This window comes from Spirosoma luteolum (assembly GCF_054778875.1).
Genome location: NZ_BAAGZE010000006.1, coordinates 89,055 through 102,130, shown reverse-complemented (window position 1 = coordinate 102,130; position 13,076 = coordinate 89,055). Strand labels below are relative to the sequence as shown.

Genomic DNA, 13,076 nt, shown 5'->3' with positions numbered 1-13,076 from the left:
GGTTAGCGGGGAAGTTGTTGGAAAAACAAGTCGAGATCGCCCAGGGTGGCGGCCCGCAGCAGCAGCGCGCGCCAGACACCATTGGTCACCAGCGCCTGATCGACCTCGGCCCGGTTCAGCAGGGCACTCGTCTGGGTTAGCGCCTGGACATTGTCGAGACCCGACTCATACCGCGCCTGCGACTGGATGAAGGCCTGTTTGGCCGCATCGAGCTGAATGGGCGCCTGTTCGGCGCGCGCTTTGGCCAGTTGAAATTGCAGCGTGGCGTTCTGGCCGGCGGCCTGCAGGTTGAGCGCCTGCTGGTCGTAGGCCTGCCGGGTGGCATTGACCCGTTCGCGCTGCGCTGAAACCGACGCCCGCGTTCGCCACAGGTCGGTGGGGCGCCAGATGGCCGTTACGCCAACGATGTAGTTGAACGAGCGCAGCGGCAGACCTGCCCCCGGCGACGGGTCGGTTCGAAAGGTGCCGTCGGCCTGCGCCTGCTCGCCAATGCCCGACCCCCGGCCCTGCACCGAGCCCAGCAGCGATACCGACGGCAGCGCCGACGCCCGGAGCAGCGTTTCGCTGGCCCGGCCCAGATCAATGTTTTTCTGGTAAACGCGCAGCTGTGGATGCTGCGTGGGGTTGCTGCCGGGCGATAGGGATACGCGAGGTTGCTGATTGTAAAAAACAAGCGAATCGAGCCGGGCCGCGGGGTCAGGCTGGCCAACCAGTTCGGTCAGGCGAAGCACCTGCTGCTGCGCCAGCTGCTGGCTTTCGAGCACCTGCAGGCGGGCGCGGGCCACTTCGGCATTGGTGACAGCACTGTCGATGCCGGGGCGGAGGCCACCGGCCGTACTGGCCCGGATAATGCGCTGCAGTGCCTGCGCCCGTTGCAGGTTGGCCGTTTGCAGCGCCACCGCTTTCTGGGCGTTGAGCGCCAGCAGGTAGGCATCGCACACCCGCACCTGATGCGTAAAGAGTTCGCCTTCGTAATCGGCCTGTGTTTGCTCAATGGCCAGCCGGGCCTGCTCGCGCCGGGCCTGCCGACGACCGAACGTAATGGCTTCCCAGTCGACAACCATCGACAGGCCGCTGGTGAAGGCCGCCTGGCCGCTGAAACCGTCGGTGCGAACGCCGGAAACGGGCAACAACAGTCCGCCGTTGGAGACATACGCGCCCCGCACCTGATTGGAGGTGGCGTTGAGCACCTGTGCCTGCAGGCCAGCCTGCGGCAGAAAGCCCAGGCTGACGGCCTGAGCCTCGGCTTCGGCAGCCCGTACACTGGCCAGCTTACCCCGCAGGCTGGGGTAGTTCCTGCGGGCGAGTTCAAGCGCCCTGTTCAGGGTCAGTACGTCGGTACCAGTCGGGGCGGTCTGGGTCGACTGGGCAAGCAGCTTGGTTGCCGGGCCGGTGCCAAGCAGGGTCAGCAGTCCCCAAAAATAGATTGTCCCCTTACGCATAAGCCTGATGAAATGGATCAGCGGCAAAGCTATGGGGCCATCATTAGGGGAATATTAGCCGTAGATTAGTTTACAATTAGAATGGCTCAGGCTGGCTGAACGGGCAGAACAAGGTCGGCAATGGTGCCTCCGCCGGAGCGCGGCCGGAGTTGCAGCTGTCCGCCATGCAGGCTGATAATCCGGTAGGCGAGAGTAAGGCCGATACCGAAGCCGCCAATCGTCTGTACGTTCGATCCACGAACGAGTGGCAGCAGCACGCTGTCTGTTTCGCCGGGGGGCAGCCCGATGCCCCGGTCTTCGATGCGGATGCGCGCCCGATCTTCGGTATCCATTTCCAGACGAAGCGTAACCGGCTGGCTGTTCGAGTACTTGGCGGCATTGTCGAGCAGGTTGAGCAGGGCGGTGCGGAGTAGCTGCGCATTGCCCCAGACGGTAACGGGCCTGGGCTGTTCGAGCATGCCGTCGCTGAGTTCAACCGACAGCGATTGCCCCGGCCGTTGCTGCCCGAGCGTATCGGCCGCGTCCAGCACAAGGTCGACCAGTGCCAGCGATTGCCGGTCGAGCTGGGCGTCGACACCGTCGATGCGGGCCAGCTGCAGCAGCCCATTCGATAGCGTCGTCAGCTTGTCCAGCTCCGTAATGGCCTGGGCCATGCCCCGGCGCAGACTGTCGAGGTCGGTATCGTAGAGCACGGATGTTTCCAGCCAGCCTTTGATCGTAGTCAGGGGTGTGCGCAACTCGTGCGATGCCTGGGCAATAAACGAGCGCTGATTGTCGACCAGCCGCTCCTGCCGGGTCAGCAGATCGTTGAAGGCCTGGGCCAGTACACCCACTTCGTCGGATGGATTGTCGGGGTGCAGCCGAAAAGGCTGGCTGGTAACGGGGCGCTGCAGCTGCCCAATCAGGTTGCTGAGGGGTTTGAGCGCCTGCCGGGCGAAAAAATAGCCGACCAGTACGACCAGGCCGATGGCAACGCCGTTGCCGAGAATAAACAGGTCGCGCAGATTTTTCTGGCGCTGGTAACCATCCTGATCGTAAGCCGTCACGATTGCCACATAGTGCTGCCCACTGGCGTCGGGCGATACCCCGGCATAGGTCAGGGCCACGCCGTCTTTGGGGTACAGGTGACCCTTGCTTTCGTACTGAAAGCGAACCAGCCGCTCGCGCCGGACCCGCTGCCGGAAGGCGGGTGAGGCTATGAAATCACTCGTCTGCTGGCTCTCGTAGATCAGACTGTCTGTGGGCGAATAGACGTGTTCGGTCTGCTCGGGCATCGACGTAATTACGCTGCCTGCCACGGCACCCCGCAGCGTCAGCAGCTGCTCGGTTACGCGGGCTTTTCGCTCCAGCCGGTCTTCGATCGATCGCTGGCGGAAGTTGGCGTAGGTGCTGTACACATAGATCGAAAAAATCAGCAGCAACCCGGCCACAAGCAACGAAAACCACAGAATGAGTTTGTGTTTGATCTGCATAATCAACCCCGCAGGACATAGCCCATCCCCTTCACGGTGTGCAACAGTTTGATGCCGAAATCTTTGTCGATTTTCTTGCGCAGGTAATTGATGTACACCTCGATCACGTTGGTGTTGGTGTCGAAATGAAGGTCCCAGACTGTTTCGGCAATGTCGATCCGGCTGACAACCCGTCCCTGGTTGATCATCAGGTATTCCAGCAGGGCGTATTCGCGGGCGGTCAGCTCAATATGCTGGCCGGCGCGCGTAACTACCCGAGCCGCCGTATCCAGTTCAAGATCGCCGACGTGCAGTATGGTTTTCATACCCGAAAACGCACTGTCGCGCCGGGCGAGGGCTTTGATGCGCAGCATGAGCTCCCGAAACGCGAAGGGTTTCACCAGATAATCGTCGGCGCCGGCACCGAAGCCGCTTTCCTTGTCGGGCAAACTATCCAGGGCTGTGAGCAGCAGAACTGGCTGTCGGGGTGTTTCCTGTTTGATGAAGCGGCACAGCTCGAAGCCGTTCATGTAGGGGAGATTCACATCCAGCACAATAACCGAATAGGTGTTATTGGCAGCCAGTCGCTGGCCCATCAGGCCATCGTAGGCCAGATCAATATCGTAGCCTTCGCTCTCGACCCCTTTGCGAATAAACGAAGCCAGACTAACCTCGTCTTCAACCAGTAATAGTTTCATTCGGTCGAAAGTAGCGATTAATACAGTGTTTTTTACCGAGCCGCTGCGTTCTGCCAGCTGCACGATCGGGCTTGTTCCGGCCAGTAGAGTACATGGCCCGCTAATCGGTCAGCGATTCCAGAAAGTCGTACAGCTCCTTTTGGGTCATGGGCGGGAGCTTGCGGTTGACGTTTTTGCGGTGGGTCTGCACCGTAAAATAACTGAGGTTGAGCTGGCTGGCAATCTGCTCGGAGGTCAGCCCCTGGCTGATCGCTTTCAAGACGTCGATTTCGCGTTTGGTAAGTCGTTGCCGAATCTGGAACAGGTCCGGCACCGTCGACGGTTCGGCACGGGCCACGTCTGTTTCGATGACCTGTTCGCCCTGCATCACCCGGTCGAGCAGCATGACCAGCCGCTCGGCCGGTACGGTTTTGGCCATGAACCCGTCGACGTGGAGAGCTTTGAACCGGTCGATCTCCTTGCGTTCGGCATACATGCTGATAATCACAATCCGGCAGGGGGTGGGTAGTTGCCGGAGTTTGGTCACAACGGCTTCGCCATTGAGGTGGGGCATGTTGTAGTCGACCAGCACCAGGTCGGGCTGAAGCCGGGCGCAGGTGTCGTAGGCCCGGCGGCTGTCGAACACCTGCCCAACCACCGTAAACTGGGGTGTGTTGCTCAGAATGAGTTTAAGCCCGTCGTTAAACAGCTGGTGGTCGTCGATCAGGAGAGTTCGGTAGGGGTTCATCGGGTGTGATGCTCAGGAAAACGCTCGTTCCCGCCGGGGTCGGGTCGAAGCGCAGGGTGATGCGCGCCAGTTCGGCCCGCTTGTACATGTTCTGCAGACCGATACCGTTCTGCCGGACGGTGGCCAGGTCGAAGCCAACACCATCGTCTTCCACGGCTACCTCGATGGTGGGCCCGTCGCAGAAAAACTGCACGAAGGCCACGTTCGCGCCCGAGTGCCGCACCACGTTGGTCAGCAGTTCCTGGAGAATGCCGTAGATGCTCTGCTGCTGAAGCCGGGGCAGGTGGTTGGCCTGCTGGTCGGTATAGTCCTGAAAGATAAACCGGACGGCCGAGAAATCGTTGAACCGGCTCACCAATGTTTCGACTTTTTCGGTCAGGGGCCGGTCGTCGTCTTTGACGAGGTTATGGCTCAGGAAGCGTAGTTCCGTAATGGCGTCGCGGATGAGTTCGCGGGGCTTGTCGGGCTGGGGCTGCGGACTGGTGATGTAGCCCAGGGCGGTGGCCAGCGTGTTGCCCACCTGATCGTGCAGGTCGCGGCCAATGCGTTCGATTTCCTGGCGCCGGAGGGTATCCATCTGCTGGCGGGTGGTCGACACCTGTTGCTGCAGGCGCTGCCTTGTCACCAGTTCACGCCGAAACTGCGCGGCAATCACGTAGGTGAGCATAGTAATGAGCAGCAGCGGATGCTGGGTGGGGTATTTCAGCAGCGACAAGTGATTGCCCTGAATCAGATCACTCAATTGTTTCACCACCATGTCGCCAATAAACAGTAGTATAAACAAGCCGATGTAAGCAATTTTCTCCCGACGGTAGGCGACCAGGCTAAAGTAAGTGATCCAGACGAGGTTGAATGCGCTGATGCCGCTCATAATCCGGTTTGTGGGCAGGTTGAAATAGGGGTGAAACCGGGGGGGCAGGCCATGCAACAGCACGCAGCCGACGCAGATGCCGATGATCGTCCACATAACCGGTTTATACCAGCGAATGGCCCGGGCCGCCGGCTTCACGGCCTGGTAGATAAACAGCTGAACGGCGCAGTCGAGCAGTAATCTGATGGTGATGACGATCGTGGTGCTGTTAAACGAGGTTTCTTTCGGGTAAGGCAACGCACTCAGGTAACCATAGAAAAAAGAAACCTGCAGCGTAATCATCAGCATCATGAACCCAAACGTACTCATCAGGGGGCTGGGTGCGGTGAAGCCGATGAGCAGCGCCACGATACCGATGATGGCGCAGGTGAAAATAAGGAGCCACTCCCGGAGTGTGTTACCAAGAATTTGCTCCAGAAACGTGTGCTGGTCGCTGAGCGTCAGGTCGAATTCGTGGTAGCCAACGTGGTGACGGGTTCGGAGCAGGATACCAACTTCCTGACCCGGAGCTATTCCGATGGGAAAGGCAAGCCGGTAGCTGAGAAAAAAACGGTCGGCCAGGTGCGTGTTGTTCCTGATGGTCGCGATTGAATCGAGTTTTTGGCCGGCCCGCGCCAGGAAGAGCGTGGCCTGCGAACAGCGGTGCTGCGGCATCGACAAAACAACGGTCCGCCCGGTTTTGCCCGTGTTGCGCAGCGGCAGGTAAACCCATCCCTCGGGCACCGTCGACGAGTGGCCGTGGACAACCACATGGGCATTCCGGCTGGGCACAAAGGTGCGCTGGATTCGCGCCTGCAGGCGTGGCAGCGACTCGCCCGGTACCAGCCGAAACGCCGGCGAAACCAGTACGCGGTTGTTGAGCGATGCCTGGGTAAACGAATCGGTTATCCGGTAGCCGAAGCCGTCTGAGGGCAGGACTGGCGACGCCGAAAAGGCGTCGAATAAAGCCAGCACAACCAGCGCCAGGCCATACAGACACAGACCGGCTGTCAAACTAAACTTGGGCATAGGTTCAGGTGCGGGGGGCTTCACAAAAGTACGGCAATAATACCGTAGATCGAGGGCCTTCTGCCGTGGCTGCAACGCCACTGGCTGCGTTTAGGTGAGTGGCCTTACAGCCAGCAGGCGGGCGGGGTTCGGACCGCTGCGGCAGGCGGGAATTGGGTTGAGTGATTTCGGCCGCAGGGGGCGGGTGTCTGCCGACTGGACGGCCTGTTAATGCCCGGTACCCAGCCGTGGGTACTGGGTTGGATAGCTGTCTGGCAGGGCGGGGTCCGACGAATTGGCCGAACCAGCCACCCCGCCAGACAACCACTGGATGAGCGAGCACCCAACGACCGAAAGGGCTACTGGCGAAAGCCTCAAAGGCCAGACTCAGGTATAGAACGCCTGGGTAACGTTGCCTGTGTCGGGCGGCAATGGGTTCTCTCCCCGCAGAAACGAATAGACTACGCTCGTTGAGCGGCCGACACTGATTGGGAAACGGGCGGTCACACATCGCCAGACCCGTGTCGGCTACATGCTTTACCGCTGTTGCGATAACGTTGCCAATAACGCGTCCAGGTTTCTGAGGTTCATCGCCGTTCCCTCCCGGAAACCCATCGCGAGCATCTGCTCCATACGGGCAAGCGATTCATTATAGATACGAATATGGACCGTTGTTTTCCCGTTTTGCTCGCTGAAGCTCAGATCCCAGTCAGAGCCGGGCAACTGCGGGTTTTCGTCTTCGTCGGCAAACGCATTGAAGAACTTGAAATTGGTTTTCGGACTGATGGATGTGTATCGCTGAATCGACCAGTGCGCTTGCCCTTCGGGGCTTACCATGGCGTAGAACCGCTGGCCGCCTACGTCAAAATCCATGTATTTTGTTTGTGACGTCCAGGGTTTAGGGGCCCACCACTGGTCAAGAATGTCGGGCTTCGTGTAGGCATCCCAAACGGGCCCTAGAGCGGCATTAAATTCTCGGGAGAAGCTTACTGTCCGGGTTGTTTTGTCAACGATAAAATCGTCCATAGTCAGTCGTGTTTAAGGGTTGATAATACGTCGTCGAGTTGCGCAAACCGGGTTTCCCAACTTTTTCGGAACTGGCCCACCCACTGATCGACCTCTTTGATTTTGTCGACGTCGAGGGAGTACAGGATTTCCCGGCCCTGCGGCTGCTGTCTGACCAGTTCACATTCGGTGAGGATGCGCAGGTGTTTGGAAACGGCTTGCCGGGTCGTGTTGAAGTTCTCGGCAATGGCGTTGGGGGTCATGGCCTGCCAGGCAATCAGGGTGATGATGGCCCGCCGGGTGGGGTCGGCTATGGCCTGAAAAATATCGCGTCTCATATCTGTAGTGCGTTGCTTTGTGAAACCGAATGGTTGCAAATGTAAGCGCAACCATTCGGTTTCACAAGTCTTTTTTGAAAAGCGGATCAGACGCAGCAATCGGGAGGGGACTCATGCACTTGCTGCCCATCCATCGCTGGCGTCAGAAGCGATGCCGCTATGGAGAATGGGCAGTCCGGACGACGGCTTTCAGGCTGAACCCTGCCTGTCGAAACGCCCGCTACACCCGCTCGCTCAATTCCCGTCGCGGAGTACACCCGGCTGGGCAGGCGCTGGCTATAACTATCCATTCACCCACGCCCGAGTGAGTGGTCACTGAGGTTTCACCGGTGCTTGGCCTGTCGGCTACGGTAGTTTGTGCGATTATTTTGCTATGTATAATACAGATGAAATAATTGGCCCGTATTTTTGAGGGGTTGATGCCTGGGCAATGGTGCCGACGGTTGTATACAGCGGCTGACAATGAGCGGGCTGGCGCGCCGGTGGGCAGCTTCGGCAGGCTTCGCTTTTTATAACTTATTTGACCGACGATAACTATGGCTGGCCGACGAAAACAACTGATCCGGATTGCATTCGATGTACTCGATGAGGGCAATAAGCCGCTGCAGGCCGATGGCGACCTGTATGTAACGGCTGCCGATCCCGACGAGGCCATCGAGTGGGTGTTTATGCAGATGCAGCAGACGTTCAACCGAACCGATATCAGGCTGGCCCGGGTCCGGGTCTGCGCCTAGCTACCCGAGTCCGCCACTACCAGAATGCCGGCGTAATCGGAGCGTAGTAGTCGGCCAGCGGCCTGATAGCTGTGGGCGCGTGTAGCGACTGCCGGTTTTCCCGCCAGCAGGGCTGTTCAGGTGCCCGATTGGCGTGGGCCGGTGAGAAAAACCCACGATAGTGGCAGGAAGCATCCCGGCGAGGAAATGCCCTGAATCGTGAAACAGCCGGGGTATTGCAGAAATCGTGCATAAAGGTGGTGATGTACAGGGGCGTTTCTGCTTTACGGTGCAGTCGGCAGCCGGCCGACACCCAGCAATCCCTTCCCTGTCCGTATGTACACACGCACCAACATCCGCCAACTGGCGCTGACCCTGGGGGCTGCGGCCCTCACAACACTGGCTACGGCCCAGACACCAGCCCGAACCCCAACGCCCAACGACACGCTGAAATCGCCCCGCGCGCTGCCCGACAATCGGGTGATGATTCAGCTCTACGCCCCCAAAGCAGATGAGGTAACCGTCGGGGGCGACTTTATGGCGGGGGGCAAGCCGCTGAGCCTGACCAAAAATGAGCAGGGGGTCTGGTCGGCGCTGATCGGGCCGCTCAAACCCGATTACTACGCCTATACGCTGACGGTCGACGGGGTACGGACCATGGACCCCAAAAACCCGGTTATTAAACAGGGCATCAGCAGCCTGGAAAACATACTGCTGGTGCCCGGCCCCGAAACGGCGTTTGAAGACAACCGGGCGGTACCGCACGGCGAGGTGCGCGAAGTCTGGTACGCATCGAACACGCTGGGTGCCATGCGCCGGATGCATGTGTACACGCCCCCCGGCTACGAGAAGAGCAACACGAAATACCCCGTCTTTTACCTGCTCCACGGCGCGGGCGACGATGATTCGGGCTGGAGCACCATTGGCCGCTCGGGTTTTATTCTCGATAATCTGATTGCCGCCGGCAAGGCCAAACCCATGGTGGTGGTGATGCCCAACGGCAGCATGCCCCTGCCCCCGCAAACGGGTATGCCCAATGCGCAAGCCATCAACCGCATACGCGATCTGTTTACGAACGAACTCCTGACCGATATTCTGCCCCTGGTGGAGAAAACCTACCGCGTGGAAACCGCCCCCCGGAGTCGGGCCATTGCGGGGCTGTCGATGGGCGGATTCCAGACGCTCGACGTAACCCTGACCCATCCCGAGCTGTTCAATTACGTGGGCGTGTTCAGTTCGGGCTTCTTCGGCGGCTCGGTCGACGAGGCCGAAACGAAGTATGCCCGCTCGCTCAACGACCCGGCATTCAACACTGGTAAGAAATTGTTCTGGATTGGTATCGGAAAGGATGACTTTGTAATGGACGCCAACAAGAAAACGCTGGCGCTGCTCGATAAGCACAAGATCAGATACCAGTATCAGGAGAGCGACGGGGGCCATACCTGGCTAAACTGGCGGCAGTACCTCAACCAGTACGCTCCGCTGCTGTTCCGGTAGCAGAGGGCCCCGCGTATACAGATTACGGAAAAGCGTACCAGGATTCCGGGTCGGACCTGAGCGGGAGCCGGGACTGCCGAAAAAACGATAGCTTTATAAGGGATTTTACACCTGTGCTATGGATAGCCTGCGCCGTTTTGAGACAATCAGCGACTACAACGATTTCAACAACAACGAAACGCTGCACCCGCTCGTAAGCGTGGTCGATCTGTCGAAAGCTAGTCCACGGCAGGGCGGGCGGATGTATTTTGGGTTTTATACCATTTTTCTGAAAGAGGTTGTCTGTGGCGATCTGATCTATGGGCGGCATACCTACGACTATCAGGAAGGTACGCTGGTGTTTCTGGCGCCGGGTCAGGTGGCCGGGGTCGTCAGCAAGGGCGAACCGTACCAGCCCAAAGGCTACGCGCTTGTCTTTCATCCCGACCTGCTCCACGGCACTGACCTGGGCCGCCACATTCAGGAATACTCCTTTTTTGGCTACCAGTTTCACGAAGCCCTGCACCTGTCAACCCGCGAACGCGAGCTGGTGCTCGACTGCTTCTCAAAAATCAGGTATGAACTGGAGCACGCCATCGACCGGCACAGCAAGCGGCTGATTGTGTCTACGATCGAGTTATTCCTGAACTACTGTGTCCGGTTCTATGACCGTCAGTTCATCACGCGCGACGTGGTGCATCGAAGCGTACTGGAGCGGTTCGAGCAGGTGCTGAACGAGTATTTTCGGAGTGGGAAAGCCCAGACCATCGGACTACCATCGGTGGCCTATTGCGCCGGGGAGCTGAACCTGTCGCCCAATTATTTCGGCGATCTCATCCGGAAAGAAACCGGCAAAACGGCGCAGGAATATATTCAACTGACGGTGATTAATCTGGCCAAGAGCCAGCTCTTCGACCCCGACAAATCGGTGAGTCAGATTGCCTACGGGCTGGGCTTCAAATACCCGCAGCACTTTACCCGGCTCTTCCGGCAGCGGGTTGGCCAGTCGCCCAACGACTACCGCCGGGCGGCTGCCCGCAACCTGCCCGACTGAGTGCGCGGCCGCAGCGACTCGCGGCCAGCCGGCATCCAGACCGATTGGGCGGGCACGGTACTGACCCAAACGACAGGGCCTCGCTACCGCGGCTGCCGGGCGCGCGCGGGCAGGGGCGGGCAATACCGCTTACCGCATGGCGGCCGGCTGGCTGCTTTGCTTATCTTTGGCCGTAACCTCAACAACGAGCCCCTTTTTACATGAAAAAACTTGTTTACGTGGCCCTGCCGGTGCTGCTGGCGGCTGCCTGTCAGCGCCACCAGGTTCCGGCTACTACAAGCACTACAGCCAGCCCGGCCCGGCGCGTGGTGCTGACGGGCGTGGATGCCTCGAAAAAACCCGGCGACGATTTCTTTATGTACGCCAACGGCATCTGGAACGATACCGCCCGCATACCCGACAGTCAGGCCGGCGTAGGGTCGTATTCGTTCCTGAACTATCCGCAGCGCATCAAGCTGCAGGCCATTCTCGATAGCGTGTCGGCCGGGCCGTTCAGGGCGGGCAGCATCGAGCAGCAGGTAGGCGATTTCTACGCGTCGGGGATGGACACCGTTGCCATCAACCAGCGTGGCTACACACCCATCAAACCCCTGCTCGCCCGCATCGACGCGCTGGCCGATGTGCCCGCGCTGCTGGCACTGGTGGCCGACGAACAGAAAGCGGGCGACCGGTCGCTGATCGGCTTCTACGTGGGGCCCGACACCCGCCAGAGCAGCATCAATATCGCGCAGTTCAGCCAGACGGGCCTGGGCCTGCCCGACCGCGACTACTACGTCAAGACCGATTCGTCGACCCGGCGCGTCCAGCAGGCCTACCGGGCTTACCTGACCCGCCTGTTCGAACTGACCGGCACCGATGCCGCTGCCGCCCGCCAGCAGGCCGAACGCGTGTACGATCTTGAAAAACAACTGGCGCAGGCCCACCGCACCAACATCGAACGGCGCGACGTAAAGGCCAACTACAACAAACTGGCGGTGGCCGATCTGGCCCGCCAGCAGCCGACACTCAACTGGCCCGTGTTGCTGAATCAGCTGGGCGTCCGGGCCGATTCGGTCAACGTGGCCCAGCCCGGCTACTACGACAAACTGAATACCCTGCTGACGACGGTGCCGATGGCCGACTGGCGCCAGTACGTGAAAGCGCACGCGCTGACCAACTACGCGGGTTACCTGAGCCAGCCGTTTGTCGACGCGCAGTTTGCGTATGCGCAGGTGCTGACCGGACAGGCTGTGATGAAAACGCGGGCCGAAGAAATGACGCAGGCCGTGGACGGGTCGCTAGGCGATGCGCTGGCGCAGCTGTACGTAAAAAAATACTTCCCGGAAGCGGCCCGCAAACGAATCGCTACACTGGTCGATAACCTTAAAACGGCCTTCGAAGCGCGCATCAACCGGCTCGACTGGATGAGCGACTCGACCAAAACCCGGGCGAAGGAAAAGCTGTATGCGTTCAGCCAGAAAATCGGCTACCCCGACAAATGGCGCGATTATTCGGGTGTGACTATCCGGCGCGGCACCTATTTCGAAAACCGACTGGCCACCGCCAAAAACGAGTATGACTATAACCTGGCCAAAGTAGGCAAGCGGGTCGACCGGACCGAGTGGCACACTACGCCCCCCACCGTGACGGCCTACAACAACCCCCCGCTCAACGAAATCGTGTTTCCGGCGGGCATCCTGCAGCCGCCCTACTTCGACGTCAACGCCGACGATGCGCTGAACTACGGCGGTATCGGCATGGTGATCGGCCACGAGATTACCCACTCGTTCGACGATCAGGGGGCGCAGTACGATAAAAACGGCAACGTGACCAACTGGTGGACCAAGGCCGACTACGCCAAATTCAAGGCCCGTACCCAGCAGGTCATCGACCAGTACAATCAGTTTACGGTGCTCGATTCGGTACACGTGAAAGGGGCGCTGACGGTAGGCGAAAACACGGCCGACATTGCCGGCGTGGCTATTGCCTACGACGCGTTCAAACTGACCGAGCAGGGAAAGAGCAACACGAAACTGGACGGTTTTACGCCCGATCAGCGGTTTTTCATCTCGATTGCCCGAATCTGGCGCGTGAAAACCCGCAATGCCTACATGGGCATGTACGTCAACACCAACCCGCACTCACCGGCCAAGTGGCGCGTGAACGGCCCCCTGATGAACTTCACACCGTTCTACAACGCCTTTAACCTGCAGCCCGGCGACAAAATGTACAAGCCCGAAGCCAGCCGGATAACGGTCTGGTAGTGGGTAAGCTACTGCCCAACAGAACGGCCCCCTGCCAGCTACATCAGTAGTCGGCAGGGGGCCGTTCTGTT

11 protein-coding genes are annotated in these 13,076 nt (G+C 59.5%); 4 read left to right on the top strand and 7 right to left on the bottom strand.

What is annotated here, in order from left to right:
* Positions 1-2 precede the first annotated feature (2 nt).
* The 7 genes from ACYVAC_RS10960 to ACYVAC_RS10930 form a co-directional block, all read right to left on the bottom strand.
* On the bottom strand, positions 3-1,442 hold the full coding sequence (locus ACYVAC_RS10960) for a TolC family protein (protein WP_461097697.1): 1,440 nt from the start codon (positions 1,440-1,442) through the stop codon (positions 3-5).
* An 86-nt stretch (positions 1,443-1,528) separates the two neighbouring features.
* Positions 1,529-2,914 (bottom strand): HAMP domain-containing sensor histidine kinase, encoded by a 1,386-nt coding sequence (locus ACYVAC_RS10955; protein WP_461097695.1) that lies wholly within the window; start codon positions 2,912-2,914, stop codon positions 1,529-1,531.
* A 2-nt stretch (positions 2,915-2,916) separates the two neighbouring features.
* Positions 2,917-3,591, bottom strand: a complete 675-nt coding sequence (locus ACYVAC_RS10950) for a response regulator transcription factor (RefSeq protein WP_461097693.1) — start codon at positions 3,589-3,591, stop codon at positions 2,917-2,919.
* 100 nt (positions 3,592-3,691) lie between these two features.
* A complete protein-coding gene (locus tag ACYVAC_RS10945; protein ID WP_461097692.1) occupies positions 3,692-4,318 on the bottom strand; it encodes a response regulator in 627 nt (208 codons plus the stop codon).
* Positions 4,272-6,197, bottom strand: coding sequence for a sensor histidine kinase (locus ACYVAC_RS10940; RefSeq protein ID WP_461097691.1), 1,926 nt, complete (start codon positions 6,195-6,197; stop codon positions 4,272-4,274). The genes ACYVAC_RS10945 and ACYVAC_RS10940 overlap by 47 nt, the downstream gene beginning before the upstream one ends.
* A 516-nt stretch (positions 6,198-6,713) precedes the next feature.
* Entirely contained in the window at positions 6,714-7,202 is a 489-nt protein-coding gene (locus ACYVAC_RS10935; protein ID WP_461097690.1) for an SRPBCC family protein, read from the bottom strand.
* Positions 7,203-7,204: 2 nt separating this feature from the next.
* Positions 7,205-7,519 (bottom strand): ArsR/SmtB family transcription factor, encoded by a 315-nt coding sequence (locus ACYVAC_RS10930; RefSeq protein ID WP_461097689.1) that lies wholly within the window; start codon positions 7,517-7,519, stop codon positions 7,205-7,207.
* Positions 7,520-8,055: 536 nt separating this feature from the next.
* On the opposite strand from ACYVAC_RS10930, the gene ACYVAC_RS10925 reads away from it, so the two are divergent.
* The 4 genes from ACYVAC_RS10925 to ACYVAC_RS10910 all read left to right on the top strand — a co-directional run bounded on the left by ACYVAC_RS10925 (position 8,056) and on the right by ACYVAC_RS10910 (position 13,005).
* Entirely contained in the window at positions 8,056-8,253 is a 198-nt protein-coding gene (locus tag ACYVAC_RS10925; protein ID WP_461097688.1) for a hypothetical protein, read from the top strand.
* A 315-nt stretch (positions 8,254-8,568) separates the two neighbouring features.
* Entirely contained in the window at positions 8,569-9,729 is a 1,161-nt protein-coding gene (locus ACYVAC_RS10920) for an esterase (protein WP_461097687.1), read from the top strand.
* A 118-nt stretch (positions 9,730-9,847) separates the two neighbouring features.
* Entirely contained in the window at positions 9,848-10,762 is a 915-nt protein-coding gene (locus ACYVAC_RS10915) for a helix-turn-helix domain-containing protein (protein WP_461097686.1), read from the top strand.
* 200 nt (positions 10,763-10,962) lie between these two features.
* A complete protein-coding gene (locus ACYVAC_RS10910; protein WP_461097685.1) occupies positions 10,963-13,005 on the top strand; it encodes a M13 family metallopeptidase in 2,043 nt (680 codons plus the stop codon).
* Positions 13,006-13,076: the final 71 nt, after the last annotated feature.

Bases quoted from the DNA above. Each gene is read 5' to 3' on its own strand.
- ACYVAC_RS10930 (WP_461097689.1), bottom strand. From the start codon at position 7,519: ATGAGACGCGATATTTTTCAGGCCATAGCCGACCCCACCCGGCGGGCC.
- ACYVAC_RS10955 (WP_461097695.1), bottom strand. From the start codon at position 2,914: ATGCAGATCAAACACAAACTCATTCTGTGGTTTTCGTTGCTTGTGGCC.
- ACYVAC_RS10960 (WP_461097697.1), bottom strand. From the start codon at position 1,442: ATGCGTAAGGGGACAATCTATTTTTGGGGACTGCTGACCCTGCTTGGC.
- ACYVAC_RS10950 (WP_461097693.1), bottom strand. From the start codon at position 3,591: ATGAAACTATTACTGGTTGAAGACGAGGTTAGTCTGGCTTCGTTTATT.
- ACYVAC_RS10915 (WP_461097686.1), top strand. From the start codon at position 9,848: ATGGATAGCCTGCGCCGTTTTGAGACAATCAGCGACTACAACGATTTC.
- ACYVAC_RS10920 (WP_461097687.1), top strand. From the start codon at position 8,569: ATGTACACACGCACCAACATCCGCCAACTGGCGCTGACCCTGGGGGCT.
- ACYVAC_RS10935 (WP_461097690.1), bottom strand. From the start codon at position 7,202: ATGGACGATTTTATCGTTGACAAAACAACCCGGACAGTAAGCTTCTCC.
- ACYVAC_RS10940 (WP_461097691.1), bottom strand. From the start codon at position 6,197: ATGCCCAAGTTTAGTTTGACAGCCGGTCTGTGTCTGTATGGCCTGGCG.
- ACYVAC_RS10925 (WP_461097688.1), top strand. From the start codon at position 8,056: ATGGCTGGCCGACGAAAACAACTGATCCGGATTGCATTCGATGTACTC.
- ACYVAC_RS10910 (WP_461097685.1), top strand. From the start codon at position 10,963: ATGAAAAAACTTGTTTACGTGGCCCTGCCGGTGCTGCTGGCGGCTGCC.
- ACYVAC_RS10945 (WP_461097692.1), bottom strand. From the start codon at position 4,318: ATGAACCCCTACCGAACTCTCCTGATCGACGACCACCAGCTGTTTAAC.